The sequence below is a fragment of the Shinella agrisoli genome, from assembly GCF_046557955.1.
GTDB lineage: Bacteria > Pseudomonadota > Alphaproteobacteria > Rhizobiales > Rhizobiaceae > Shinella.
In genome coordinates this window covers 1-25,529 of sequence record NZ_JBJIEP010000028.1, presented here as the reverse complement: position 1 = coordinate 25,529, position 25,529 = coordinate 1, and the positions used below count along the sequence as shown (strand labels likewise).

Here is a 25,529-nt window from a genome sequence, read left to right as displayed (position 1 = left end):
CTCGCCTTGTTGTGCAGTGCGATGTAAATAATGTCACATGAAATCGGGCAGCAGGATAAAAGCACCCGATCCACAGACATCGCACCGGAGGATACTATGACTGATTTTTACAACCTTGTCCCGAGCGCGCCCGAGGGACGCTTCGACGGCATCGAGCGGCCCTATACCGCCGAGACGGTCGAACGGCTGCGCGGCTCGGTGCAGATCAGGTACACGCTGGCCGAAAACGGTGCGAACCGTCTGTGGAAGCTCATCCACGAGGAGGACTTCGTCAACGCGCTCGGCGCGCTCTCGGGCAACCAGGCCATGCAGATGGTCCGCGCCGGGCTCAAGGCGATCTACCTCTCCGGCTGGCAGGTCGCCGCCGACGCCAATACGGCGTCCGCCATGTATCCCGACCAGTCGCTCTATCCGGCAAACGCCGCCCCGGAACTCGCCAAGCGCATCAACCGCACGCTCCAGCGCGCCGACCAGATCGAGACGGCGGAAGGCAACGGCCTTTCGGTCGAGACCTGGTTCGCTCCGATCGTCGCCGATGCGGAAGCCGGCTTCGGCGGCCCGCTCAACGCCTTCGAGATCATGAAGGCCTTCATCGAGGCGGGCGCGGCGGGCGTCCACTTCGAGGACCAGCTGGCGTCGGAAAAGAAGTGCGGCCATCTCGGCGGCAAGGTTCTCATCCCGACCGCCGCGCACATCCGCAACCTTGACGCCGCACGCCTTGCCGCCGACGTCATGGGCGTTCCGACGCTGATCGTTGCCCGCACCGACGCGGAGGCCGCAAAGCTGCTGACCTCCGACATCGACGAGCGCGACCAGCCCTTCGTCGACAAGGACAAGGGCCGTACGGTGGAAGGCTTCTACCAGGTCAGGAACGGCATCGAACCGTGCATCGCCCGCGCCATCGCCTATGCGCCGCATTGCGACCTGATCTGGATGGAGACCGGCAAGCCGGACCTCGAGCAGGCGAAGAAGTTTGCCGAAGCCGTGCACAAGGCCCATCCCGGCAAGCTGCTCGCCTACAATTGCTCGCCCTCGTTCAACTGGAAGAAGAACCTGGACGACGCGACGATCGCAAAGTTCCAGCGGGAGCTCGGCGCGATGGGCTACAAGTTCCAGTTCATCACGCTCGCCGGCTTCCACCAGTTGAACTACGGCATGTTCGAGCTCGCCCGCGGCTACAAGGACCGCCAGATGGCGGCCTATTCGGAACTCCAGGAAGCGGAATTCGCGGCCGAGGCCAACGGCTATACCGCGACCAAGCACCAGCGCGAGGTTGGCACCGGCTACTTCGATGCCGTCTCGCTGGCCATCACCGGCGGCCAGTCCTCGACGACCGCCATGAAGGAATCGACCGAGCACGAGCAGTTCCGCCCGGCCGCCGAATAATCCTGAGCGTCACCCCTTCAAGAACCCCGACACAAGAGGAGAAATGCCATGACAGTCCAGACCCGCGTCAAGGAACGGGCGGAAGAACAGGCTTCCGCCATGACCCCAGACCAGCAGGCCATGATCCGCATGGTCGCCAACGACCTGCACCGCCTCAACCAGTCCGTCATGAAGGCGGTCGAGGCCGGCGTATCCGTCGAACTCGTCCGCTCCGCCCGCCACCATGGCGGAGAGGGCAACTGGGGCGACCTGCTGATCCCCGTCATCGTGACGCAGGGTCGCGGCTGACCACGGCAGATCCAGTCGAAGAGAAATCCCCGGCGCCCCCTGCGCGCCGGGGATTTTCATGTCCGGCTCGGCCGTTTGCCGGCAAGAAGGTCCGCGTGGCTCTTCAGGAGCCGGAACAGCCGGTCGGAGACCATGCGGATGTCGCGCCGGTGACGGTCCTCGCTGTTGGCGACGATCCATTGATGGTGGCGTAATTCGCGGATCTCCTCGCCCGCCCGCTCGAGCCCCGGGTCGAGGTCGCCGACGAAGCAGGGCAGCACGGCCAGCCCCGCCCCGGCGCGCACCAGATCGAGCAGCGAGCGCGGCCGGCTGACGATGATGGCGACCGTCCCATCCGCCCGCTCATGCGGCCAGCGCAGATAGGCCGACACCGCATCCTCCTCGCTCACCGCCAGCCAGCGTCCATAAAGCGCATCCGACGAATTCCTCTGCCGGTAGGCCGCATAGGCCACCTCGCCTGCATGGCGGACGATCAGGGCCGGCTCCGTCGGCTCGACGGCCCGCAGGGCGATATCGACCTCGCGGTGCGCCAGCATGGCACGGCGCTCGGAGACGGAAAGGTCGAGGCGGAAGGGATCGCGCTCGGTGCAGACCGCCGAGATGTTCTCGCAGACGAGCCAGGTGACCCAGGTCCCGGCCATCAGCCGCACGACGCTCGTCCCCTGCCCCTCCTGCCGCCAGCTCTCGACGCCGCGGGCGATGGCCTCCATGCCAAGGAGCTGCTCGAACAGCGCCCGCCCCTCGCCGGTCAGCCGGTAGCCGGTCTGGCTGCGGGAGAAGAGCGGGCGGCCCGTCGCTGCCTCCAGCTGCAGCACGCGCCGGCCCACTGTCGCGGGGCTGAGGCCGCAGACCTGCGCGGCCCCGGTGAGCCCGCCCCGACGGGCAACTTCCAGAAAGAGACGATAGGAATCCCAGGACATGTCTTTCATGAATGAAAAACATAATACGCTTTTCGCCGTTCGGAAATGCGTTTTTGAAGGATAATCTGACTTGGCACATGGGGCGCGAGCGGCGCCTTCACCTTCAGCAGCGGCCAGACGCGCGCCTCCCGGCGCCACGGCTTGCCGTTGCCTTTCAAAAGGAGACAGAGATGCTGGACATGTTCGGTCTTGCCATGCTCTTCGAGCTTTCGCAGAAGAGCCGGTGCCGCCGGAAGCACGAGTTCGACCATTTGCGCGAAGCAAGGCCGGTGCGCGCCTGGTTCCGCCGCATCATGCGGTCCCTGCACGGGGCCGGAACGACGAAAGGCCCGGCTTGACCGGGCCTTTCCCTCGCCACATGCCGCGCAAGCTCAGGCGGCCCACGACGCGCCGGCCGGCGCCGCCTGCCCTTCCGCCTCGAAGCGGAACTGGGCGATCAGCGCCATGAGCTCATCGGCCTGCCCTGCCAGATGGCGGCTGGCACTTGTCGTCAGCTCCACCATGGAAGCGTTCTGCTGGGTCATCTGGTCCATCTGGTTGACGGAGCCGTTGACCTCCTGAAGCGCCGCGGACTGGTCGCGACTGGCGGTCGCGATCATCGCAACATGATCGCTGATGCCGACGATCTGCTGGCTGATCGAAGCGAGCACGGCGCCCGTCTCCTGCACCAGATGCGAGCCGGTGCTGACCTCCTGCGTCGACTTGTCGATCAGCCCCTTGATTTCCTTGGCGGCTTCCGCGGAGCGCTGGGCGAGCTCGCGCACCTCCTGCGCCACGACCGCGAACCCCTTGCCCGCCTCGCCGGCGCGCGCGGCCTCGATGCCCGCGTTGAGCGCCAGCAGGTTGGTCTGGAAGGCGATGTCGTCGATGACCTCGATGATCTGCTCGATCTGCCGCGAGGCGTCCTCGATGCGCTTCATCGCCTCGATGGCGCTCGCAACGACCGTGCCGGAATTGTCCGCGCTCGCCTTGGTCTCGGCGACCTTGGCATTGGCCTCCTGGGCACGTTCGGCGGACGAACGGACCGTGGCGGTGATCTCGTCGACGGCGGCGGCCGTCTCCTCCAGCGAGGCGGCCTGCGATTCGGTACGGCGCGACAGGTCGTCGGCGGAGCGGCGCATCTCGGCACCGCTCGACTGGATCGCCCGGGCATTGGCGCGAATGCTGCCGAGCGTATCCTGAAGCCGCGCGAGCGAACTGTTGAAATCCTGCCGCAACTGCTCGAGGCGGCCGGAGAAAGGCGTGTCGATGGTCTCGGAAAGATCGCCCTGGGCCAGGCGGCCGAGCCCCGCGGCGAGCTGGCTGACCGCGAAGTCGATCTGCCGGTCGGTCTCGCGCTTCTCGGCGTCCGTCAGCTCCCGTTCCGCCGCGGCCTCCTCGTTGCGGCGCTGGGCCGCCTCCTCCACCTCGATCTTGCGAAGCGCGTTCTCGCGGAAGACTTCCAGGGCCCGGGCGATCTGGCCGAATTCGTTGGCCTTGTCGCGGCTCGGCACGTTCGTATCCAGCCGCCCCTCGGCAATGGCGCCGACGGCGCCGATCAGCGCCTTGAGCGGCTTCGTCGCGCGCCGGACGGCGAAATAGGCGAGACAGCCGAAGAGGAGGAGCGAGACGACGCCGGCAAGGATCGCACGGAGCTGCAGGTCATGGATCTTCTGGAAATAGACTTCCATGGGGATGCCGATGAACAGAAGGCCGACATTGGCGCCCGTCGCATTCTTGACCGGGAAGTAGCCGGTCATGAACTCGCGGCCGAAAAGCTGCGCAGGCCCGTAATACGGCGCGCCCTTGGCAAGCACCGCTTGCGCCGGATGATCGGCGGCGAGCTTCGTCCCGGTCGCCCGCGTCCCATCCTCCTTCTTCACGTTCGTGGAGATGCGCACATAGTCGGAACCCTGCTTGGCGAAGACCGTCGCCACGCCGGCGATGGAGCTGGCCGTGCGGTCGACGAGATCGTGGTTCGAAAGCGCCGGCATCGCCTCGCTTTGGACCGCGACGAGCCCGCCGTCCTTCAGCTCCATGGAAGCGTCCTCGATGGCGGCATCGTAGAGCACGGCCATGCTGCGCGTGGCGTCGCGGGCATCGTTCGCCGCATCCTGGAGCACATAGCTCCTGAGATTGTAGTGCATGACGCCGACGATCACGGCAGCACTGAGGAAGATGAAAGCAAATGTCATCGCCGCATACTGATAGGCGACGGAAGATCGGAATATCTTGCTCATTGTCGGACTCCTCTGGTCCGGGAATGATAGAAATCAAATATATAAGAAAAGCTGAAAACGCGCCGCAATATGTGGTGCTTTAGAAGAAAAAGGCCCGGAAATCCGGGCCTTTTCTAGTTAACGGCAGGCAGCGTCAGGCGGCGCGGTAGGCGCCGTGATCGTGCTCGTCCGCCTCCAGGCGGAACTGCTCGACCAGCATCATCAGCGTGTCGGCCTCGTTGGCGAGCTTGCGGCTGGCCGCCGTCGTCAGGTCCACCATCGACGCGTTCTGCTGGGTCATCTGGTCCATCTGGTTGACGGAGCCGTTGACCTCCTGAAGCGCCGCCGCCTGGTCGCGGCTCGCCGTGGCCATCATGTCCACATGCTGGCTGACGGTGACGATCTGCTGGCTGATCGCGGCAAGAACCGCCCCGGTCTCCTGGACGAGATGCGCGCCGGCGCTCACTTCGCTCGTCGACTTCTCGATGAGGCCCTTGATCTCGCGGGCGGCGCTTGCCGACCGCTGGGCGAGCTCGCGCACTTCCTGCGCGACCACCGCAAAGCCCTTGCCGGCCTCGCCCGCACGGGCGGCCTCGATGCCTGCGTTGAGCGCCAGGAGGTTCGTCTGGAAGGCGATGTCGTCGATGACCTCGATGATCTGCTCGATCTGGCGCGAGGCGCCCTCGATGCGGCCCATGGCGGCAATCGCGTTGCTGACGACCTCGGCGGAGCTGTCGGCGCTGCGCTTCGTCGTGCCGACGACGAGGTTGGCCTCATGCGCCCGCTCGGCCGAGGAGCGGACGGTCGCGGTGATCTGCTCGACGGCGGCGGCGGTTTCCTCAAGGGACGACGCCTGCGATTCCGTGCGCTTGGAAAGCGCATCGGCCGATTGCAGCATGTCCGCGCCGCTGCGCTGGATCGACAGCGCATTGGTGCGGATCTGGCCCAGCGTGTCCTGCAGACGGACGAGCGAGACGTTGAAGTCCTGGCGGAGCTGCTCGAGGCGGCCGGTGAAGGGCGTCTCGATCTGGCGCGACAGGTCGCCCGCCGCAAGACGGCCGAGCCCGGCGGCAAGCGCGTTCACGGCAAAGTCGATCTGCTGATCGAGAGACTGCTTTTCCGCGTCGTTGCGGGCGCGCTCGGCTTCCGCCGCGGCGCGCTGCTGCTCGCTTTCGGCCTCGATGCGGATTTTCGACAGGGCGTTCTCCTTGAAGACGCCGAGCGCGCGGGCCATGTCGCCGATCTCGTCGGCGCGGCCCTCCCCGGAGATACCCGTATCGAGGAAGCCGTCCGCGAGGCGCCGCATGGCGCCCGTGATCTGGCTGATCGGCCCCTTCAGCGTCAGCACCAGCGCGATGCCGGCGAGGACCGCGATCGCGATGCCGGCGACGGTCGCAAGGATCGAGACCTGGTTCGCCTTCTCGCGTTCGGTGCCGGCGCTGGTCTTCTGCTCTTCGGCGAACTGGCTCAAGAGGTTCCAGATCGTGTCGATCGATTGTCCCGCGGCGTCGAAGTCGGCAGCGCGCTGGGTGCTGATCCTGACGAGCGCGTCGCTGTCGGCATCCATCCGCTCGAGCACCGGCGTCAGCGTTTCGTCGACCTTGTCGAAGAACACAAGGCCGCTCGCGCTTCCGCGCAGGCTGTTCATGTCGCTGCGCATGATGGAAATGTTGCTGAGCAGCTTGGTGCGGTTTTCCTCCGACGTCTGGCCGAGAAAGCGCGCGGCGATGATCTGGATGTCGTAGATCGAGTTCACCAGCTTGCGCGTGGCGGCGAGGATCGCTTCCGACTTGATGATCGGCTCGTCGAGTTCGCCGAAGATGCGGGTCGCCTCGCGCATCTTTTCGCCGGCAGCGCCCTGGAGCTGGATGGCCACCTGGCGGAAGCGGTTCACGCGGCGCGCGATGTCCGGAACGGTGACGGCCGCCGGGTCGGAGGAGGACAGGAAACCGCCGAGCTCGTCGACCGTGTTGCGGATGGTGACGGAGACGACCTTCTGGCTCTTCGGCAGGATCGTCGCGATGGAGCGCTCGTTCTTCGAGATGAAAGGATAACGCTCCTTGACGAGCTTCAACTGGTCGTCGGGCGTCGCGCCCTTGGTGAAATCGGAAAGGAAATCGGCGAAGAACCTGCTGGCATTGGTCAGCCGCTCCGCCTCGCGCAGCATGCTCTTTGCGGTATTCTCGTCCTGCCGCACCGAGCGCTGGAGCTTCGTCGCCTCCTCCAGGATCTTGACCTGCTCGGCGGCGAGATAGTTGAGGTTCTTGGTCATCGCCTCATGCAGCTTGGTCTCGCGGACATAGAGCAGCCAGAGCCCTTCCATGCGCGCTTCGATGTCCTTGGTCTGCGTCTGGGCTTCCAGCAGCTTGGACGCGTCCACGTCCGGCGTGAGACCGTCCATGGTCGCCCGCAGAACCGAAACCTGGGTTTTCAGCCGCTCATTGACGGCATCACGGCTCTCCTCGCTCGTGTTCTGGAGGAAGCGGTTCATTCCGGCATAGACGTCCTTGAAGCCGCTCAGCGACTGGAGGACGCTGTTGGAAATCTCCATGCGGCCTTGCAGGAGACCGGAAGCGTAAAGCCCGGTGAAGCCCACGGCACAGATGCTGAGCACGAAGGGCAGAATGAAGACCAGAACCTTGGTCTGAATCTTGAAGCGCGCGAGAATCTTATCAATGAACATGGCGGAACATCCGTTGTCGGCGTTCTCCACCCCTGCCCTTGTGCGGGCCTCCCAAGGATTCGGACGCCGGATTACCGACTTTCATGCGGTCGCAATACCGCCAATCCGGGGGAGCAATCATTGCCGGCCGTGTCAGCATCCCTCATGGCGACGCGGCATCCGGAACCCTATCCGGAGATAATCGGCTGGAATCTTTAAGATTCCATCACCTTTTTAAAACGATTTATTATCGATCGGACGGTTTCAGAGCGCGACGGCGGCAAGACCGGCGACGAGCGTCGCGGCAAGCAGGCAGTTGACGGCGACGGCAACGAGCCGGCGGCGGCTTTCGTCAGTCGCGGCGATGGCGACGGCGCGGGCGGAACGGTTTCGTGCAGGCATGCGGCGTACTCCTCTACAGGATACAGGCAATCCGGATGATCCGGCCAGCCGGCCCACATCATGTTGCTTCCGCCATCCGCCTTGAGGCCGGATTCCAGGGAGCGCCGACATTCGGGCAGCATCCGCTCCAAGGCCTTAACGGACGGTAAAGACCGGTGCGATCTCAGGCATCCCGACCCGCCGCATGGCCCGAAGCCCAGGCCCATTGGAAATTGTAGCCGCCGAGCCAGCCGGTCACGTCAACCGCCTCGCCGATGAAGTAGAGGCCCGGCACCGCCTTTGCCGCCATGCTGCGGGAATCGAGCGCGGCCGTGTCGACGCCTCCCAGGGTCACTTCCGCCGTGCGGTAGCCTTCCGAACCCGGCGGGCACAGCCGCCAATCCCTCAGCCTCTGGACGAGCGCGTCGATGCGGCGGCCCGGCTGCTCGGCGAGCGGCCCATCGATGCCGAGATCGGCGACGAAAAGCTGGGCGAGCTTCCTCGGCATGTGCTCGGCAAGCACGGTCTGCAATGCCTGCCGGCCGTTCTGCCGCCGGGCGGCGGCGATGACCGCGGCAAAATCCACGTCGGGGCGGATATGCAGGGAAATCTCCTCTCCTTCCCGCCAGTAGGAGGAGATCTGCAGGATAGCGGGACCGCTGAGGCCCCGGTGCGTGAAAAGCGCCGCTTCGCGGAACGCCGTCCTGCCGTGGCGGGCGATGACGTCGACCGACACGCCCGGCAGGCCGTCATGAGCGGCGAGCGTTGCGGGATCGAGCGTCAGGGGCACGAGGCCTGCGCGGGTCTCGACCACCGGCAGGCCGAACTGCTCGGCAATGCGATAGGCAAAGCCCGTCGCACCCATCTTCGGGATCGATTTCCCGCCCGTCGCGATGACGAGGGACGCAGCCTCCACGACGCCGTTTTCCGTCAGGACGCGGAAGGAACGACCGTCGTGCTCGACGGCCTTGATCGGCGTGGAGAGGCGCAGTTCCGCACCCGCGGCTTTCATCTCCGCAAGCAGCATCGCGATGATGTCCCTCGCCGAATTGTCGCAGAACAGCTGGCCCAGCGTCTTCTCGTGCCAGGCGATGCGATGCCGTTCGACGAGATCCAGGAAATCGCGCGGCGTGTAGCGGGCGAGCGCCGACTTGCAGAAATGCGGATTGGCCGAGAGAAAATTCTTCGGCCCGGCATGGATGTTGGTGAAGTTGCAGCGCCCGCCGCCGGAGATGCGGATCTTCTCGCCCGGCGCACGCGCATGATCGAGCACCAGCACGCGGCGCCCGCGCCTGCCCGCCTCCACGGCGCACATCATGCCCGCCGCACCTGCCCCGATGATGACGACGTCCCGCCGTTCTGCCACGTATCACATCCCCGCTTTGCGCCTTCCTTTCGGCCATCGCGGGCGAAAGTCAACCGACGCTTCACGCACAAATTCCTGAAAAATCGCGTTTTCTACCCCCAGGGGGGAGCTAGCCAAGGGTTAAACAGCGGCTATGATGGCGCATCGTCAACCAAACCCGGTGTCTCATGCCGTCCAGGAAGAAAGTCGTTACCCCCACCATCGAGAAGGCCGCACGCTCCACCAAAATCCCTCCCGCCATCAGCGTGCCGCGCGGGGTAAAGACCTGGAAGGACGCCGCAGACTGGCTTCGCGCCCGCGGCATCGAGGACATCGAGTGCATCACGCCGGACCTTGCGGGCGTTCCGCGCGGCAAGATGATGCCGTCGTCGAAATTCACCTCGAACACCTCGCTGGCCCTTCCTTCGGCGCTCTATCGCCACACGATTTCCGGCGACTATCCGGAGGAGACCGGCAATTTCCGCTATGAGCCGCGCGACAGCGACCTGAAGCTCGTGCCGGACCTGTCCACGCTCTCCGTGGTGCCGTGGGAGACCGACCCGACCGCGCAGGTCATCTGCGACATCGTCGGCTCGACCGGCGAAAGCGTGCCCTACACGCCGCGCAACGTGCTGAAGAACGTGATCAACATGTACCGTGACCGCGGCTGGAAGCCGGTCGTGGCGCCCGAGATCGAGTTCTACCTCGTCGCGATGAACGACGACCCGGACTATCCGCTGCATCCGCCGAAGGGCCGCTCCGGCCGTTCCATCCTCGGCGGCCAGGGCTATTCCATCGCCGGCATCAACGAGTTCGACGAACTGATCGACGACATCTACCATTTCTCCGAGAAGCAGGGCCTCGAAATCGACACCCTGATCCATGAGGAGGGACCGGCGCAGCTCGAGATCAACCTGCGCCACGGCGATCCGATCGAGCTGGCCGACCAGGTCTTCCTGTTCAAGCGCACGATCCGCGAGGCGGCGCTGAAGCACGGGATCTACGCCACCTTCATGGCAAAGCCCATGCAGGGCCAGGCGGGTTCGGCGATGCACATCCACCAGTCGGTGGTCGACATCGAAACCGGCAAGAACGTCTTCTCCGATCCGGACGGATCGCCCTCGAAGGAGTTCTTCCATTTCATCGGCGGCATGCAGGCCTATGTGCCGAAGACGCTGGTGATGATGGCGCCCTATGTGAACTCCTATCGCCGCCTGACGCCCGACATGTCGGCGCCGGTGAACAATGCCTGGGGCTACGACAACCGCACGACGGCCTTCCGCGTGCCGGTATCGGACGCCGCCGCCCGGCGCATCGAGAACCGCCTGCCGGGTTCTGACGCCAACCCGTACCTGGCGCTCGCGGCCTCGCTCGGCTGCGGCCTGCTTGGCATCATGAACCAGATCGAGCCGACCGCCCCCACGGAGGACACCGCCAACGAGGGATCGATCGACCTGCCGCGCGGCCTGCTCGAAGCCGTCTCGCTGCTCGAATCCGATCCAGCGCTGGCGGAGGTGCTGAGCGCGGAGTTCATCGGCCTCTATGCCGGCGTCAAGCGCGGCGAGTTCGAGACCTTCATGCAGGTGATCAGCCCCTGGGAACGGGAATTCCTGCTGCTCAACGTGTGAGCGGCGCGGCGGCCCGGGCCGCCCCCAAAGAGATCAGATCCCGAGAGCGGGCGGCGTCCCGGCGCGCCGCCGCATCCTCTTGAAAACGAGTGTGTGCAATGCCCTGGCAAAGCCCGATTTCCCCCGGCATCTCCTGGTACGAGGCGACCGTCGGAGACCGCCCCGAATATGCCCCCCTCGACGGTTCCGCCGAGACCGACGTCGCCATCGTCGGCGGCGGCTTCACGGGCCTGCAGGCGGCCTACAATCTCGCGAAGAAGGGCGTGCGGGTCACGCTCATCGAGGCACACCGCTTCGGCGACGGCGCCTCGGGCCGCAACGGCGGACAGCTCGGCACCGGCCAGCGCGCCGAAGCGGAAACGCTGGAGGCGGAGCTCGGCTATGAGCGCGCCAAGGCGCTGTTCGACCTCGCGGAAAGCGCCAAGCGCCATATCCACGATTTCGCGCACGCCCACGGCCTCGACATCGAATACGTTCCCGGCCAGCTCAACGTGAGCCACAAGGCAAGCTACGAGAAGGATTTCCGGGATCATGTCGAGATCGCGGCGACCCGCTACGGCTACCCTCACCTGAGCTACATGGACCGGGCGGAGACGGAGGAACGCGTCGGCTCGAAGCGTTTCTTCTTCGGCATCCGCGACACCGGCACCGGGCACATCCACCCGATGAAGCTGCTGGTCGGCATCGCCCGCGCGGCGCAAGCCGCAGGGGCGAACCTTCATGAGAAGACCCCGGCCCTCAAGATCGAGCGGGAGGGCGGCAAGGCGGTGATCACCACCGCACGCGGCACCATCCGCGCCGACAAGGCGCTGATCGCCTGCAACGCCTATATCGGCAAGCTGGAGCCGAACACGGCTGCCCACGTCATGCCGATCCGCTCCTTCATCGGCGCGACGCCGCCGCTCGACAGGTTCCCGACGGTCATCCCCGGCGGCGAATCCATCGCCGACACGCGGTTCGTCGTGCGCTACTTCCGCAAGACGCGCGACGGACGGCTGCTGTTCGGCGGGCGCGAGGCCTATACGTCCGACAATCCGGACGACGTCGCCGCCCCGATCCGCCGGCAGATCGAAGAGGTCTATCCCGAGCTCAAGGGCATCGAGATCACCCATGCCTGGGGCGGCTCGGTCGGCATCACCATGCCGCGCAAGCCCTATGTGCGCGAGGTCATGCCCGGCATCACGACGATCGGCGGCTATTCCGGCCACGGCGTCATGCTGTCGAACTATTGCGGCAAGCTCTATGCCGACGACGTGACCGGCGGCAGCCGCGAACTCGATCTTCTGAAGGCCCTGAAAATCCCGGCCTTCCCCGGCGGAGCGCGATTCCGCTCGCCGCTTCTGTTCCTGGCCATGACGTGGTACGCGCTGCGCGACAAGCTCTGACCCCGCCCGGTGCGCCGATTTTGTTGCGTTGCACTCTGGCGTTTTTAAATCGATTAGATTATAACACCCGGCAACAGAACGAGATCGAGATATCCGATGAGCAGCCAGATCATTCCCGTTGAACCCTTCGACTATGTCGTCTTCGGCGGAACCGGCGATCTTGCGGAACGCAAGCTCCTTCCGGCCCTCTACCACCGGCAGCTCGCCGGCCAGCTTTCGGACCCGACGCGCATCATCGGCGCATCGCGCACCGCCTATACGGACGCGGAATACCGCAAGTTCGCCGTCGATGCGCTGAAGGAGCACCTGAAAAAGGGCGAATATGACGAAGCCGAGGTCAAGACCTTCTGCGACCGGCTGTTCTACGTCGCCGTCGACGCCAAGTCGGAACAGGGCTGGGACAAGCTGAAGGATCTCCTCGACGAGGGCAAGGAACGCGTGCGCGCCTTCTACCTCGCCGTGGCGCCCGCCATCTTCGGCGACATTTCGGAAAAGATCCGCGACCACAAGCTGATCACCAAGCAGACCCGCATCGTCGTCGAAAAGCCGATCGGCCGCGACCTCGCCTCGGCCAACGAGCTCAATAACACGATCGGCAAGGTCTTCCGCGAAGAGCAGATCTTCCGCATCGACCACTATCTTGGCAAGGAGACGGTGCAGAACCTGATGGCGCTGCGCTTTGCCAATGCGCTCTACGAGCCGCTGTGGAACTCCGCCCATATCGACCATGTGCAGATCACCGTCGCCGAATCGGTCGGCCTTGAAAGCCGCGCCGGCTACTACGACAAGGCGGGCGCGCTGCGCGACATGGTGCAGAACCACATCCTCCAGCTTCTCTGCCTCGTGGCGATGGAAGTGCCCTCCTCCATGGATGCGGAAGCGGTGCGCGACGAGAAGCTCAAGGTGCTGCGCGCGCTGAAGCCGATCGACCAGTACAATGTCGAGCGCCTCACCGTGCGCGGCCAGTACCGCGCCGGCGCTTCGGCGGGCGGCCCCGTCAAGGGCTATCTCGAAGAGCTGGAAGGCGGCGTTTCCAACACGGAGACCTTCGTCGCCATCAAGGCCGAGATCGGCAACTGGCGCTGGGCGGGCGTGCCCTTCTACATCCGCACGGGCAAGCGCCTTGCCACGCGCATGTCGGAGATCGTCATCACCTTCAAGCCGATCCCGCACTCGATCTTCGACCCTTCCGCCGGCCGCATCGAGGCCAACCAGCTCATCATCCGCCTCCAGCCTGACGAAGGCGTCAAGCAGTCGCTGATGATCAAGGACCCCGGCCCGGGCGGCATGCGCCTTCGCAACGTCTCGCTCGACATGAGCTTCGCGCAAGCCTTCGACGCGCGCAATGCCGACGCCTACGAGCGCCTGCTGCTCGACGTCATCCGCAACAACCAGACGCTCTTCATGCGCCGCGACGAGGTCGAGGCCGCCTGGCGCTGGGTCGACCCGATCCTGAAAGCCTGGGAAGCGACCGGCCAGCAGGTGCAGGGCTATACCGCCGGCACCTGGGGCCCGAGCCAGGCCATCGCCCTCATCGAGCGCGACGGCCGCACCTGGCATGAAACGTAAGGAAGGCCGATGAGCGCGAGACTGCATGAATTCAAGGACGGCGCGGCCTTGGCCGAGGGGCTTGCGGAGCGGGTTTCCACCGCGCTTGCCGAGGCCGTCGCCGCGCGCGGCAAGGCCACCATCGCCGTATCCGGCGGCTCGACGCCGAAGGCTTTCTTCAAGGCCCTGTCCGCCCGCGACATCGACTGGCCCAAGGTGACGATCACGCTGGTCGACGAACGCTTCGTGCCGGCGGACAACCCGCGCTCGAACCACCTGCTCGTCGCCGAAAACCTGCTTCAGGGCAAGGCGAAGGCGGCGAACTTCCTGCCGCTCTTCCGGGAAGCCGACAGCGCGGAAGAGGCGGCGGAGATCGCGTCGGCGGATGCCGCCGCGCTCGGGGCACCCTTCGACGTCGTCATCCTCGGCATGGGAACGGACGGCCATACGGCCTCGTTCTTCCCGGGCGGCAGCCGGCTTGCCGAGGCGATCTCGGCGCAGACGCCGCGCGGCGTGATCACCATGGAGGCGGACGGCGCGGGCGAGACACGCCTCACCTTCACCTTTTCGAGCCTTCAGGATGCGCGCCTTCTGGTGCTGCATATCGAGGGCGAGGGCAAGAAGGACGTCCTTGCCGCCGCGACAGGGGACGGGCGGGAAGCCGAGATGCCGATCCGGGCCATTCTGCGGCGTGCGGCAACGCCGGTCGATATCTACTGGGCGCCCTGAAAGGCCCCGCCGGCCGATGCCGGCTCTACCCGGCGCAAGACGCCGGTTACCCGCGGATGGCGCAGCTCTCCCGCCCGCCTTGCCGTGAAAAAATGCAATCGAGAGAGTCAGGATACTCCCATGTCCGCCGACAAACGCATCGAAGCCATTACAGCCCGCATCGTCGAACGCTCGAAACCGCTGCGTGAACCCTATCTCGGCCGCGTGCGCGCCGCCGCCTCCAAGGGCGTGCACCGTGCCGTGCTCTCCTGCGGCAACCTCGCGCACGGATTTGCCGTCTGTTCCCCCGCCGAGAAGGACGCGCTCGCCGGCGACCGCGTCCCGAACCTCGGCATCATCACTTCCTACAACGACATGCTCTCGGCCCATCAGCCGTTCGAGACCTATCCGGCGCTCATCCGCGAGGCCGCGCGGGAAGCGGGCGGCGTGGCGCAGGTCGCCGGCGGCGTGCCGGCCATGTGCGACGGCGTCACCCAGGGCCAGCCGGGCATGGAGCTTTCGCTCTTCTCGCGCGACCTCATCGCCATGGCGGCGGGCGTCGGCCTGTCGCACAACATGTTCGACTCGGTCGTCTATCTCGGCGTCTGCGACAAGATCGTGCCGGGCCTGACCATCGCGGCGCTGACCTTCGGGCACCTGCCCGCCGTCTTCATTCCCGCCGGTCCCATGACCTCGGGCCTGCCGAACGACGAGAAGGCCCGCGTGCGCCAGCTCTATGCCGAGGGCAAGGCCGGCCGCGCCGAGCTGCTCGAAGCCGAATCGAAGTCCTACCACGGCCCCGGCACCTGTACCTTCTACGGCACCGCCAACTCCAACCAGATGCTGATGGAGATCATGGGCTTCCACATGCCCGGCGCCTCCTTCATCAATCCCGGCACGCCGCTGCGCGATGCCCTCACCAAGGAAGCGGCAAAACGCGCGCTCGCCATCACCGCGCAGGGCAACGAGTTCACGCCGGCCGGCGAGATGATCGACGAGCGCTCCATCGTCAACGGCGTCGTGGGCCTGCACGCCACGGGCGGCTCGACGAACCACACGCTGCACCTCATCGCCATGGCGCGCGCCGCCGGCATCGTGCTGACCTGGAAGGACATTTCCGACCTCTCCGACGTGGTGCCGCTGCTCGCGCGCGTCTACCCGAACGGCCTTGCCGACGTGAACCATTTCCATGCGGCAGGCGGCATGGGCTTCCTCATCCAGGAGCTCCTGAAGCAGGGCATGCTGCACGACGACGTGCGCACGGTCTACGGCCAGGGCCTGCAGGCCTACACGATCGACCCGAAGCTCGGCGAAGACGGCACCGTGCGCCGCGAGCCGGCGCCGAAGGTCAGCCACGATCCGAAGATCCTCGCCAGCATCGAGACCCCCTTCCAGCCGACCGGCGGCCTGAAGATGCTGACCGGCAATATCGGCAGCGCCGTCATCAAGATTTCGGCCGTGAAGCCGGAACGCCACGTCATCGAGGCGCCGGCGAAGGTCTTCCACGACCAGCTGGAGCTCAACGCCGCCTTCAAGAACGGCGAGCTGACGGGCGACTTCATCGCCGTCGTGCGCTTCCAGGGGCCGAAGGCGAACGGCATGCCGGAACTGCACAAGCTGACCACCGTGCTCGGCATCCTTCAGGACCGCGGCCAGCGCGTGGCGCTTCTCACCGACGGGCGCATGTCGGGCGCTTCCGGCAAGGTTCCGGCCGCGATCCACGTGACGCCCGAAGCGGTCGACAACGGCCCGATCGGCCGCATCCGCGAGGGCGACATCATCCGGCTGGATGCGGTCAACGGCACGATCGAGGTTCTGGTGGACGCCGCCGAATTTTCCGCCCGCCCGCCCGCGACGGCCGATCTTTCCGGCAATGAATTCGGCATGGGCCGCGAACTCTTCGCCCCCTTCCGCGCCATCGCGGGACCGGCCGACCACGGAGCGAGCGTGCTGTTTGCATGAAGAGAGGCAGGGCGTTCCGCCCTTCTTTCTCAGCTATAGATGTCCAGCGTCCGGCCCTGGTGGTTGCGGTGCGTCGAGTAGACGAAGATGCGCTGCAGGTCCTTGTCGGAGAGCAGGCGCAGGAAGCGGGCCTCCACCACGTCGTTGGGATAGACGCGCTGCGTCAGGCAGCCGATCATGGGAATGCGGGCGCTGACGATGTCGAGGTAAAAATTCCGGGGAAGCTTGAACTTCGACGTCATGGTGATGACGGCGCCGCTCCTCGACAGCTTGAGGATCAAGCCGCGGCGGGAAACGAGGTTGACGAGGCCGCCGTTCTCGGTGAACTCGATGCGCGCTTCGTTGCAGGTGTCCTCCATCGGGAAGGTCTTTTCCCGATCGTACATGAAGGACTCTTCCTTGTTCAGGTAATTGCTACGCGATACGGAATCCTGAATACCCATCTGCCCGACGTCCCCGGCACTGCCATTCTCCGGAAAAGCCTAGGGAGCAACGCTTAACATCGGGTTGAGCGGCAGGACCAAATCCTGCCGCTTGGCCGCCTTACGCTTTCGCGGGAACTGCCGGGCCTCAAGACAGGCGATAGCTCGTCCCCGCCGCATCGAAAAGGTGAAGCTTCGCCCTGTCCGCCGTGAAGCGGACCTTGTCGCCGCGCTTGACGTCGAGGATGCCGGGGATCTTGGCGATGATAGGCTCGCCCTGCACCAGGCCCTCGATATAGAGCAACGTCACCTCGCCGAGCGCCTCCACGATCGACACCGTGCCCTCGAAAAGGAAATCGTCGCCCGTCGTGATCTGGAGGTCTTCCGGCCGCACGCCGAAGCTCGCGATCTTGCCGACCTCGGAAGCCGCGGTCGGGATGTCCACGGAGCACACGCGCCCGCCGGTCAGCTCCAGCGACGTCGTCTCGCCCGCCGCGGTGATCTTGGCCGGGATGATGTTCATGGCCGGCGAGCCGATGAAGCGGGCGACGAAGAGGTTCGCCGGGCGTTCGTAGAGCTCGAGCGGCGGGCCGACCTGTTCGATATGGCCGGCGGAAAGCACGACGATGCGGTCGGCGAGCGTCATCGCCTCCACCTGGTCGTGCGTCACGTAGATCATCGTCGTGTCGGCCATCTGCTCGGAGAGCTTCGCGATCTCGATGCGGGTCGCCACGCGCAGCGCCGCGTCGAGGTTCGACAGCGGCTCGTCGAAGAGGAAAACCTTCGGGTCGCGGCAGATGGCGCGGCCGATGGCGACGCGCTGGCGCTGGCCGCCCGAGAGCGCCTTGGGCAGGCGGTCGAGATATTTGGTGAGCTGGAGGATGTCGGCGGCCGAGCGCACGCGGCGGTCGATCTCCTCCTTGCTCTCCCCGGCGATGCGCATGCCGAAGGCCATGTTGTCGTAGACGGTCATGTGCGGATAGAGCGCGTAGGACTGGAAGACCATGGCGATGCCGCGCTTCGACGGCGGCACGTCGTTGACCCGCTCGCCATCGATCAGCATGTCGCCGCCGGTAATTTCCTCGAGGCCCGCGATCATGCGCAGGAGGGTCGACTTGCCGCAGCCCGACGGGCCGACGAAGACGATGAACTCGCCTTGCTTGATATCGAGATCGATGCCGTGGATCACGTCCACCGCGCCGTAGGATTTGCGGATATCCTTGAGTACCAGCCCTGCCATGTCTCTCTCCCCTAAAAGTTTCGACCGATCATGCAAAGCGGGCGAAGAACCCGCTCCAGGCCGGAAGCTCTATGTTTTCCTCATGCATCACGCTTTCGAACCCGTGGCCTTCCAGCACTTCCAGCGTGCCGGGCGGCAGGTCGGCGAGGCGCGCGACCGGGCTCATGTTGAAGGCGCAGAAGACCTTCTCATTGCCGTGCGTGCGCACGAAGGACAGGATCGCGCCCTCCGCCGAATGGAATTCGATCTCGCCCTTGACCAGCGCCACATGCTCCTTGCGGAAGGCGAGGAAGCGCCGGTAGTGCGAGAGCACCGAAGCCTCGTCGCCGTCTTGCACGCTGACGGCGCGCTCCAGGTGCGCAGCCGGAACGGGCAGCCAGGGCTTGCCGAGGCTGAAGCCGCCGGATTGCTGGCGGCCGTCCCAGACCATCGGCGTGCGGCAGCCGTCGCGGCCCTTGAAATCCGGCCAGAACTGGATGCCGTACGGATCCCGAAGGTCCTCGTAGGCGAGCTCGGCTTCCGGCAGGGCAAGCTCCTCGCCCTGGTAGAGGCAGACCGAGCCGCGCAGCGACAGCAGGAGGCTGGCGAGCAGCTTGGCGTGGGCGTCGTGGTCGGTGACGCCGCCGCCCCAGCGGCTGACATGGCGCACCACGTCGTGGTTCGAGAAGGCCCAGCAGACCCAGCCCTCCGGCGCAGCCTTTTCCAGCGCGTGCTGCGTCTCGGCGACGAAGGCCGGCGTCAGCGGATCGGGCGCCAGGAACTCGAAGGCGTAGCACATGTGCATCTTGTCGCCGCCGGACGTGTATTCGCCGGCGATCTCCAGGCCGCGCTGGCTGTCGCCCACCTCGCCGACGGCGGCGATGGCCGGGAACTCCTCCATGAGCGCGCGAAACCGCTTCAGGAACTCCAGGTTCTCGGGCTGGTTCTTGTCGTGGATATGTTCCTGGTAATTGTAGGGGTTCACGGCCGGCGCGGTCTGCGCGTTGCGGCGCTCGGGCGCGAGCGAGGGATTGTCGCGCAGCTGCTTGTCGTGGAAGTAGAAGTTGATCGTATCGAGGCGGAAACCGTCGACGCCGCGCTCCAGCCAGAAGCGGGCGACCGAGAGCAGCGCGTCCTGGACCTCGGGATTGTGCAGGTTGAGGTCCGGCTGGGACGTCAGGAAGTTGTGCATGTAGTATTGCAGGCGCGTCGGGTCCCACTGCCAGGCGGAACCGCCGAAGATCGACAGCCAGTTGTTCGGCGGCGTGCCGTCCGGCTTGGAATCGGCCCAGACATACCAGTCCGCCCTCGGATTGGAGCGGCTGGAACGGCTTTCGACGAACCAGGGATGCCTGTCGGAGGTATGCGACAGCACCAGGTCGATCATGACGCGGATGTTGAGGCGGTGCGCCTCCGCGATCAGCGCGTCGAAATCGGCAAGCTCGCCGAAAATCGGGTCGACGTCGAGATAGTCCGCGACGTCGTAGCCGAAATCCCGCATCGGCGAGGTGAAGAACGGCGAGATCCAGATCGCATCCGCCCCGAGGGAGGCGACATGGGCGAGGCGCTCGGTGATGCCCCTCAGGTCGCCGATCCCGTCGCCGTTGGTGTCCTGAAAGGAGCGCGGGTAGATCTGGTAGATCACCGCGCCGCGCCACCAGTCCTTGTCCGGCACAAGAAGCGTTGAACTCGACGTCGTCATTCCTGTTTGTCCTGTCTTGAAGTCTTGGTTTATGCCGGATGCAAGCCGCTTCGCACTCTTGCCGGGATTGCCTTGTCAGCCGCCCTTGACCGAACCCGCCAGCAGGCCGCGCACGAGGTAGCGCTGCAGGCTGAAGAAGACGATGAGGGGGACGACGATGGTGATGAAGGCGGAGGCCGTGAGGATTTCCCAGTTGCCGCCGCGCGAGCCGAGCAGGTTCACGAGGCGCCCGGTCAGCACCAGCTCGTCATTGCCCGTGCCGAGGAAGACCATGGCGACGAGCAGGTCGTTCCACGTCCACAGGAACTGGAAGATGGCGAAGGAGGCGAGCGCCGGGAAGGAGAGCGGCAGGATGATCTTCACGAAGATGTCGAAATCCGAAGCGCCGTCGACGCGGGCGGATTCCATGATCTCGCGTGGCAGGCCGGCCATGTAGTTGCGCAGGAGATAGACGGCGAGCGGCAGGCCGAAACCCATATGGGCAAGCCATATGCCGACATAGGTCTTGGCCGGCACGCCGAAGAACGCCCCGACGCCGTTGTAGAGCCGGAGCAGCGGGATCAGCGACATCTGCAGCGGCACGACGAGCAGGCCGACGACGACAGCGATCAGGATCGCCCGGCCGGGGAACGGCATCCAGGCCAGCGCATAGGCGCAGAAGGCGGCAACGAGGATCGGGATGATGGTGGACGGGATCGCGACCGTCAGCGAGTTGATGAAGGAGGCACCGATGCCAGCCGCGCCGAGCACTTCGCGATAGTTGTCGAGCGTGAAGCGCGGCGGGACGGCGGCGGTGTAGAAGATGCGCTGGCCGCGCGTGCCCTCCATGCGGGTCGGCGAGACGATCTCGTAGCTGCCGTCCTCGTTGACGGTCAGCGTCTGGCCGTCAACGATATCGGCCGTCGTGCCGGCCTCGAAAGCGGCTGGCTGCATCGGGCGGAAACCGAAGGCGGAAACCTTGGTGTCGCCACCTTCCAGCAGGTTGCCGGAAATCACGAACTTGCCGTCCCGCTCGACCTGCGCCTCCGGCGAGGCGGCGCGGCCGGTGAGGTTCTGCGAGGAGGTGGACAGCGCCGTCCACCAGCCGGAGACGGCGAGCTGGTCCTTGTCGCGCAGCGACGAGATCAGGAGGCCCGCGGTTGGCAGCGTCCAGAGAGCGACGATCAGCAGGACGGAGAGGTGGACGACGACGATGAGCGGCGAACGGGACGTAGCAATCATCTCAGCGGCCTTCCATTTCCTTGGTGGCGTTGCGGATGTTCCAGATCATGATCGGGACGACGAGGATCATGATGACGACGGCGATGGACGCGCCGCGCCCGAAATCGCCGCCGCCGCGGAACATCCAGTCGAACATCAGGTTCGCCAGAACCTGCGTCTGCCACTGGCCGTTGGTCATGGCGAGCACGATGTCGAAGACCTTCAGGACGAGGATGGTGATCGTCGTCCAGACGACGGCGATCGTGCCCCATATCTGCGGCACCATGATCTTGAAGAAGATCTGCATGCCGTTCGCGCCGTCGATGACGGCCGCCTCGATCGTCTCTTCCGGAATGCCGCGCAGCGCCGCCGAGAGGATGACCATGGCAAAACCGGTCTGGATCCAGATCAGGATCACCATGAGGAAGAAGTTGTTCCAGAAGGGAATGGTCATCCACGCCTCCGGCGTGCCGCCCAAGGCGACGACGATGGCGTTCAGGAGGCCGATCTGCTCCGTGCCCTCGGAGCGGTAGTCGTAGACGAACTTCCAGATGACCGCGGCGCCGACGAAGGAGATCGCCATCGGCATGAAGATCAGCGTCTTGGCGATATTGCCCCACCAGATGCGGTCGGTGAGCGCCGCGATGACGAGGCCGAAGAAGGTGGAAAGCGCCGGCACCACCAGCAGCCAGAGGAAATTGTTGAAGATCGATTGGCGGAACTCGCCGTCGCCCAGCATCCAGACATAGTTTCTGAGGCCGACGAATTGCTGGCCGGACCGGTCGTTGAAGGAGAGCCGCACGGACTCGAAGACGGGATAGACGAGGTAGACCGCGAGCGCGAAGAGCGCCGGCGCCATGAACAGCCAGGGCCGGATGGCATTGGTAATCCGAAGGTTACGGGAAGCCTGGGCGCCCGTCAGCCCCTTGGAAGGGAACATCCTGTCGAGCAGCCAGTTCGTTCCGAAGAAATAGACGATGCAGGCGAGCACGCCCGCCACCATCGTGAAGACGGCGAATAACAATTGCTGCATGGCAGTCCCTCCCCAGGAATGCTTCCCCTACCGCTCTTTCTTCGTGCCGCTCCGGATGCGCGTGGGCCCGCAGGCGCTTGGGCTGGCCCCGGCCCACACCGACCGCTCACGCGGCCTTGCACCCGCATGGTCCGGCTGCACGTCGGCATGCTTGGGAAAACCGGCCGGCGGATGCCGGCCGGTTTGCCAGGTTTACTTCACTGCGTCCCAGGCCTTCTGGACACCGTCCGCGACTTCGGCGGCGGACTTGCCGCCGACGAAGTCGACCATGCCTGTCCAGAACGCACCTGCGCCGATCTTGCCGGGCATCAGGTCGGAACCGTCGAAGCGGAAGGTCGTCGAATTGAGCAGGATTTCGCCCTGCTTCTTCATCGGCGCATTGGCATAGGTGTCCTTGTTGGCGCTCTTGAAGGGCGTGAGGAAACTGGTCTGCGCCATCCAGACCTCATGGGCGATCGGCGTCTTCAGGAACTCGATGAAGGCGCGCGCGGCGGGCGTATCCTTGGTGATCATGGCGAGCGTGCCGGCGCCGAGAACCGGATTGCCGAGCTCCGGCTTGCTGGCATAGGGCGGCATGTAGAAGAAGTCCGCGTCCTCGCCGACAACCGTGCCTTCCGGGAAGAAGGACGGGATGAACGATGCCTGGTGGTGCAGGTAGCACTTCGGCGGAGAGGCGAAGAGGCCCTTCGGGCTGTCGCGGAAGTCGGTGGAGGCGACCGCTGCCGCACCGCCGTCGACGAACTTGTCGTTCTTGGCGAACCAGCCGAACTCGTCGAGCGCGCCGACCACGGCCGCGTCGGTGAACGGAATCTCGTTGCGGACCCACTTGTCGTAGGTTTCCGGCGTCGCCGTGCGCAGCATCAGGTCTTCGACCCAGTCGGTCGCCGGCCAGCCGGTGGCGCCGCCCGAACCAAGGCCGATGCACCAGGGCGTGCCGCCGTCCGCGACGATCTGCTCGGTCAGCGCCTTGAGGTCTTCCATGGTCTTGGGCACTTCGTAGCCGGCGTCCTCGAAGTTCTCCGGCACGTACCAGACGAGCGACTTCACGTCGATCTTGTAGGGGAAGGCATAGAGCGCGGCATTGCCGTCCTTGCCCTTGTAGGTGGAAAGATCGACCCAGGACTGGCCGGCGGCATAGTTGTCGAGCAGCCACTGCTTGGTTTCGTCGCCGAGCGGCGTCAGGTAACCCTTGGAGGCAAGATCGGCGATCAGGCCGGGCTGCGGGAGGATGGCGACGTCCGGCGGGCTGCCGGCCTGGGTATCGATGACGATCTGCTGCTCGTAGTTTTCCGACGACGAATACTTGATCTCGACGCCCGTCGCCTCGGTGAAATAGGCATAGACGACCTTGAACAGCGCCTCGTCCTCGCCGCGCCAGGGGCCGAAGATGGTGAGCGTCTGCCCCTTGAGATCGTTGGCCTTCTTGAAATCCTCAAAACTCTGCCAGTTGAACTTGGAATCCTCGCCGGGCTTGAACTTCAAGTCGGCGGCAGCAACGCTGCCCGCCATCACGAGAGCGAGCGCGGCCGTCATCAACAAAGACTTTTTCACCTGATTTGCCTCCCATAGCAAACCCGCCCGCAGCCGGGGCAGGAATTCTCTAAAATACCCCAAAATTCAAAGCGCTTTGGATTTCCTTTCATCCCATTTCCCCCTCACCCTCGTCAAGTGCCTCCAAATCATTTGAACGCAAAACGCCACGACTGACGCAGTGCAGCGTAGTTTTGCGGCGCAAAACGGGCAAAACCGCTTTTCCTGCCAGTTTTGCTGATGTTAGATGCCGAAAGCGCTTTGGAGAAAATTCAGGGAACAAAAGCCGGGTATCCAAAGCGCTTCGAATGTTTCAGGAAAGCTAAGCATGTGAATCTCAAGCAGTTATCGCAATTGCTGGGCCTATCTCAGACGACGGTGAGCAGGGCCTTGAACGGCTATCCGGAGGTCAATGCCGAAACGCGCCGGCGCGTGCTGGAAGCCGTGCGGGAGACCGGCTACCGGCCGAACCGGGCGGCTCAGCGTCTTGCGACCGGACGGGCGGGCTCGATCGGCCTCGTCATGCCGACGGCCGACGGGATCGAGTCCGACGTGCATTTCGGCGAATTCCTCGCAGGCCTCGGCGACGAGGCGGTCAAGCACGATTTCCATTTCGTCATCAATCCGAGCCACCCGGAGGACGAAGCGGCGACCTGCCGGCGGCTGGTGGCGAGCGGCAATGTGGATGGGCTGTTCCTCGCCTACATGCGCGAGAAGGACCCGCGCATCGCCATGATGAAATCGCTCAAGATGCCTTTCGTCGTGCATGGGCGCTCCATCGGCATACCGACGGACTATCCCTTCCTCGACATCGACAATACCGGAGCCTTCTACGATGCGGCGCGCCTGCTCGTGCAGCTTGGCCACCGGCATTTCGCCCTCATCAACGGGGCCGGATACCTCGCCTTCGCCATCCGCCGCAAGAAAGGCGTCGTGCGTGCGCTCACCGAGAACGGCCTGGAACTGCGCGAGGAGTGCGTGCACCACTCGCAGATGACGGACGAACACGGTTTTCGCGCGATGGAGCGCTTCCTCCAGCTCGAGACGCCGCCGACGGCCGTGCTCTGCTCCAGCACGGTGCTGGCGCTCGGCGCCGTGCGGGCGATCAACCAGGCGGGGCTGAAGCTCGGCACGGACATTTCCCTCATCGCCCACGACGATGTGCTGCCGATGCTGAAACCGGAGAACTTCATGGTGCCGCTGACGACCACCCGCTCGTCGCTGCGCGCCGCCGGCCAGCGCATCGCCCGGCGGCTGATCGCCGGAATCCTCCAGATCGAGACCCTGCCGCAGCAGGAGCTCTGGAAGACCGACCTCATCGTGCGCGCCTCGACCGGGCCGGCGCCGGCGGGAAGGTGAGAACGCCTTGGGGTACCCGAGGGGCGGGAAGCCGTTTACCGCACACGCCGTCATCCTCGGGCCGGGCCCGGCCTGACGATGGAGGAGCAAGCGGGCCCGGCTATCGCGCCCGCCTCCAGGCCTGCAAGCGATCAGAACCTCGGCGGCGTGCGTCCGGCCTTGCGGTAGGCGGCGATGACGGTGTTGGCCATCAGCATGGCGATGGTCATCGGGCCGACGCCGCCGGGAACCGGCGTGATGACGCCCGCGACCTTGGCGCATTCCTCGAAGGCGACGTCGCCCACCATGCGGGACTTGCCTTCGCCCTTTTCCGGCGCCGGAATGCGGTTGATGCCGACGTCGATCACCGTCGCGCCCGGCTTCACCCAATCGGCCTTCACCATTTCCGGACGCCCGACGGCGGCAACGAGGATATCGGCGTTGCGGCAGACGCCGGCGAGATCCTTCGTGCGCGAATGGGCGGTCGTCACCGTCGCATTGGCGGCGAGCAGCAGCGCCGACATCGGCTTGCCGAAGAGGTTGGAACGGCCGATCACCACGGCGTTGAGGCCGGACAGGTCGTTGCCATGGGTGCGGCGCACGAAGACCATGGCACCGGCCGGCGTGCAGGAGACGAGGCCGCCGTCGAGATCGCCCGTCGCCACCTTGCCGGC

The 25,529-nt window shown here is 65.3% G+C and carries 20 protein-coding genes and 1 pseudogene; 9 read left to right on the top strand and 12 right to left on the bottom strand.

Going from position 1 to position 25,529, the window contains the following annotated elements:
* The first annotated feature begins 96 nt into the window (after nt 1-96).
* Both aceA and ACIIOY_RS23070 read left to right on the top strand, forming a co-directional pair.
* The gene (aceA, locus tag ACIIOY_RS23075; protein WP_411037017.1) at nt 97-1,386 is read left to right on the top strand and encodes an isocitrate lyase; all 1,290 of its coding nucleotides are present in this window, start codon (nt 97-99) and stop codon (nt 1,384-1,386) included.
* A 48-nt stretch (nt 1,387-1,434) separates the two neighbouring features.
* A complete protein-coding gene (locus ACIIOY_RS23070) occupies nt 1,435-1,674 on the top strand; it encodes an SMc00767 family acetate metabolism repressor (RefSeq protein ID WP_023516665.1) in 240 nt (79 codons plus the stop codon).
* A gap of 56 nt (nt 1,675-1,730) precedes the next feature.
* Here the strand turns inward: ACIIOY_RS23070 and ACIIOY_RS23065 are convergent, their stop codons facing one another.
* Nucleotides 1,731-2,603 (bottom strand): LysR family transcriptional regulator, encoded by an 873-nt coding sequence (locus ACIIOY_RS23065; RefSeq protein ID WP_411037016.1) that lies wholly within the window; start codon nt 2,601-2,603, stop codon nt 1,731-1,733.
* A 161-nt stretch (nt 2,604-2,764) separates the two neighbouring features.
* Between ACIIOY_RS23065 and ACIIOY_RS23060 the strand changes: the two genes are divergently transcribed.
* The gene (locus tag ACIIOY_RS23060) at nt 2,765-2,932 is read left to right on the top strand and encodes a hypothetical protein (protein ID WP_411037015.1); all 168 of its coding nucleotides are present in this window, start codon (nt 2,765-2,767) and stop codon (nt 2,930-2,932) included.
* Nucleotides 2,933-2,965: 33 nt separating this feature from the next.
* Here ACIIOY_RS23060 and ACIIOY_RS23055 read toward each other — a convergent pair whose 3' ends face one another.
* From ACIIOY_RS23055 to ACIIOY_RS23040, 4 genes are all read right to left on the bottom strand, one after another.
* Nucleotides 2,966-4,813 (bottom strand): methyl-accepting chemotaxis protein, encoded by a 1,848-nt coding sequence (locus ACIIOY_RS23055; protein ID WP_411037014.1) that lies wholly within the window; start codon nt 4,811-4,813, stop codon nt 2,966-2,968.
* A gap of 133 nt (nt 4,814-4,946) precedes the next feature.
* Entirely contained in the window at nt 4,947-7,475 is a 2,529-nt protein-coding gene (locus ACIIOY_RS23050; protein WP_411037013.1) for a methyl-accepting chemotaxis protein, read from the bottom strand.
* A 243-nt stretch (nt 7,476-7,718) separates the two neighbouring features.
* On the bottom strand, nt 7,719-7,856 hold the full coding sequence (locus ACIIOY_RS23045) for a hypothetical protein (RefSeq protein ID WP_411037012.1): 138 nt from the start codon (nt 7,854-7,856) through the stop codon (nt 7,719-7,721).
* Nucleotides 7,857-8,019: 163 nt separating this feature from the next.
* Nucleotides 8,020-9,201, bottom strand: a complete 1,182-nt coding sequence (locus tag ACIIOY_RS23040; RefSeq protein ID WP_411037011.1) for a BaiN/RdsA family NAD(P)/FAD-dependent oxidoreductase — start codon at nt 9,199-9,201, stop codon at nt 8,020-8,022.
* 167 nt (nt 9,202-9,368) lie between these two features.
* Between ACIIOY_RS23040 and ACIIOY_RS23035 the strand changes: the two genes are divergently transcribed.
* The 5 genes from ACIIOY_RS23035 to edd all read left to right on the top strand — a co-directional run bounded on the left by ACIIOY_RS23035 (nt 9,369) and on the right by edd (nt 16,411).
* Complete coding sequence (locus tag ACIIOY_RS23035) at nt 9,369-10,808, top strand: glutamine synthetase family protein (RefSeq protein WP_411037010.1); 1,440 nt, start codon at nt 9,369-9,371, stop codon at nt 10,806-10,808.
* A 98-nt stretch (nt 10,809-10,906) separates the two neighbouring features.
* Nucleotides 10,907-12,193, top strand: coding sequence for an NAD(P)/FAD-dependent oxidoreductase (locus tag ACIIOY_RS23030; RefSeq protein ID WP_411037009.1), 1,287 nt, complete (start codon nt 10,907-10,909; stop codon nt 12,191-12,193).
* Between the two features lie 96 nt (nt 12,194-12,289).
* Nucleotides 12,290-13,762, top strand: coding sequence for a glucose-6-phosphate dehydrogenase (zwf, locus tag ACIIOY_RS23025; RefSeq protein ID WP_411037008.1), 1,473 nt, complete (start codon nt 12,290-12,292; stop codon nt 13,760-13,762).
* A 9-nt stretch (nt 13,763-13,771) separates the two neighbouring features.
* Complete coding sequence (gene pgl, locus ACIIOY_RS23020; protein ID WP_411037007.1) at nt 13,772-14,470, top strand: 6-phosphogluconolactonase; 699 nt, start codon at nt 13,772-13,774, stop codon at nt 14,468-14,470.
* Between the two features lie 120 nt (nt 14,471-14,590).
* Nucleotides 14,591-16,411 carry a phosphogluconate dehydratase gene (edd, locus tag ACIIOY_RS23015; RefSeq protein WP_411037006.1) on the top strand — a complete coding sequence of 607 codons (1,821 nt, stop codon included), beginning with the start codon at nt 14,591-14,593 and terminating at the stop codon, nt 16,409-16,411.
* 29 nt (nt 16,412-16,440) lie between these two features.
* On the opposite strand, the gene ACIIOY_RS23010 is transcribed toward edd, so the two are convergent.
* The 6 genes from ACIIOY_RS23010 to ACIIOY_RS22985 all read right to left on the bottom strand — a co-directional run bounded on the left by ACIIOY_RS23010 (nt 16,441) and on the right by ACIIOY_RS22985 (nt 23,538).
* The gene (locus ACIIOY_RS23010; RefSeq protein ID WP_411037005.1) at nt 16,441-16,854 is read right to left on the bottom strand and encodes a hypothetical protein; all 414 of its coding nucleotides are present in this window, start codon (nt 16,852-16,854) and stop codon (nt 16,441-16,443) included.
* Nucleotides 16,855-16,981: 127 nt separating this feature from the next.
* Nucleotides 16,982-18,073: an ABC transporter ATP-binding protein gene (locus tag ACIIOY_RS23005; protein WP_411037004.1), complete on the bottom strand. Its 1,092-nt coding sequence runs from the start codon at nt 18,071-18,073 to the stop codon at nt 16,982-16,984.
* A gap of 28 nt (nt 18,074-18,101) precedes the next feature.
* Nucleotides 18,102-19,754, bottom strand: a complete 1,653-nt coding sequence (gene bglA / locus ACIIOY_RS23000; protein ID WP_411037003.1) for a beta-galactosidase BglA — start codon at nt 19,752-19,754, stop codon at nt 18,102-18,104.
* 75 nt (nt 19,755-19,829) lie between these two features.
* On the bottom strand, nt 19,830-20,975 hold the full coding sequence (locus ACIIOY_RS22995) for a carbohydrate ABC transporter permease (protein WP_411037002.1): 1,146 nt from the start codon (nt 20,973-20,975) through the stop codon (nt 19,830-19,832).
* A 1-nt stretch (nt 20,976) separates the two neighbouring features.
* Nucleotides 20,977-21,987 (bottom strand): carbohydrate ABC transporter permease, encoded by a 1,011-nt coding sequence (locus tag ACIIOY_RS22990; RefSeq protein WP_411037001.1) that lies wholly within the window; start codon nt 21,985-21,987, stop codon nt 20,977-20,979.
* Between the two features lie 192 nt (nt 21,988-22,179).
* A complete protein-coding gene (locus tag ACIIOY_RS22985; RefSeq protein ID WP_411037000.1) occupies nt 22,180-23,538 on the bottom strand; it encodes an ABC transporter substrate-binding protein in 1,359 nt (452 codons plus the stop codon).
* Between the two features lie 309 nt (nt 23,539-23,847).
* Here ACIIOY_RS22985 and ACIIOY_RS22980 point away from each other — a divergent pair, with 309 nt between their 5' ends.
* The gene (locus ACIIOY_RS22980; protein ID WP_411036999.1) at nt 23,848-24,876 is read left to right on the top strand and encodes a substrate-binding domain-containing protein; all 1,029 of its coding nucleotides are present in this window, start codon (nt 23,848-23,850) and stop codon (nt 24,874-24,876) included.
* 131 nt (nt 24,877-25,007) lie between these two features.
* On the opposite strand, the pseudogene ACIIOY_RS22975 reads toward ACIIOY_RS22980, so the two are convergent.
* Nucleotides 25,008-25,529, bottom strand: a pseudogene (locus tag ACIIOY_RS22975) (bifunctional methylenetetrahydrofolate dehydrogenase/methenyltetrahydrofolate cyclohydrolase); the annotation flags it as partial.

Coding starts and splice junctions, on each gene's coding strand:
- aceA (WP_411037017.1), top strand. CDS start 97: ATGACTGATTTTTACAACCTTGTCCCGAGCGCGCCCGAGGGACGCTTC.
- ACIIOY_RS23070 (WP_023516665.1), top strand. CDS start 1,435: ATGACAGTCCAGACCCGCGTCAAGGAACGGGCGGAAGAACAGGCTTCC.
- ACIIOY_RS23065 (WP_411037016.1), bottom strand. CDS start 2,603: ATGAAAGACATGTCCTGGGATTCCTATCGTCTCTTTCTGGAAGTTGCC.
- ACIIOY_RS23060 (WP_411037015.1), top strand. CDS start 2,765: ATGCTGGACATGTTCGGTCTTGCCATGCTCTTCGAGCTTTCGCAGAAG.
- ACIIOY_RS23055 (WP_411037014.1), bottom strand. CDS start 4,813: ATGAGCAAGATATTCCGATCTTCCGTCGCCTATCAGTATGCGGCGATG.
- ACIIOY_RS23050 (WP_411037013.1), bottom strand. CDS start 7,475: ATGTTCATTGATAAGATTCTCGCGCGCTTCAAGATTCAGACCAAGGTT.
- ACIIOY_RS23045 (WP_411037012.1), bottom strand. CDS start 7,856: ATGCCTGCACGAAACCGTTCCGCCCGCGCCGTCGCCATCGCCGCGACT.
- ACIIOY_RS23035 (WP_411037010.1), top strand. CDS start 9,369: ATGCCGTCCAGGAAGAAAGTCGTTACCCCCACCATCGAGAAGGCCGCA.
- ACIIOY_RS23030 (WP_411037009.1), top strand. CDS start 10,907: ATGCCCTGGCAAAGCCCGATTTCCCCCGGCATCTCCTGGTACGAGGCG.
- zwf (WP_411037008.1), top strand. CDS start 12,290: ATGAGCAGCCAGATCATTCCCGTTGAACCCTTCGACTATGTCGTCTTC.
- pgl (WP_411037007.1), top strand. CDS start 13,772: ATGAGCGCGAGACTGCATGAATTCAAGGACGGCGCGGCCTTGGCCGAG.
- edd (WP_411037006.1), top strand. CDS start 14,591: ATGTCCGCCGACAAACGCATCGAAGCCATTACAGCCCGCATCGTCGAA.
- ACIIOY_RS23010 (WP_411037005.1), bottom strand. CDS start 16,854: ATGGGTATTCAGGATTCCGTATCGCGTAGCAATTACCTGAACAAGGAA.
- ACIIOY_RS23005 (WP_411037004.1), bottom strand. CDS start 18,073: ATGGCAGGGCTGGTACTCAAGGATATCCGCAAATCCTACGGCGCGGTG.
- bglA (WP_411037003.1), bottom strand. CDS start 19,754: ATGACGACGTCGAGTTCAACGCTTCTTGTGCCGGACAAGGACTGGTGG.
- ACIIOY_RS22995 (WP_411037002.1), bottom strand. CDS start 20,975: ATGATTGCTACGTCCCGTTCGCCGCTCATCGTCGTCGTCCACCTCTCC.
- ACIIOY_RS22990 (WP_411037001.1), bottom strand. CDS start 21,987: ATGCAGCAATTGTTATTCGCCGTCTTCACGATGGTGGCGGGCGTGCTC.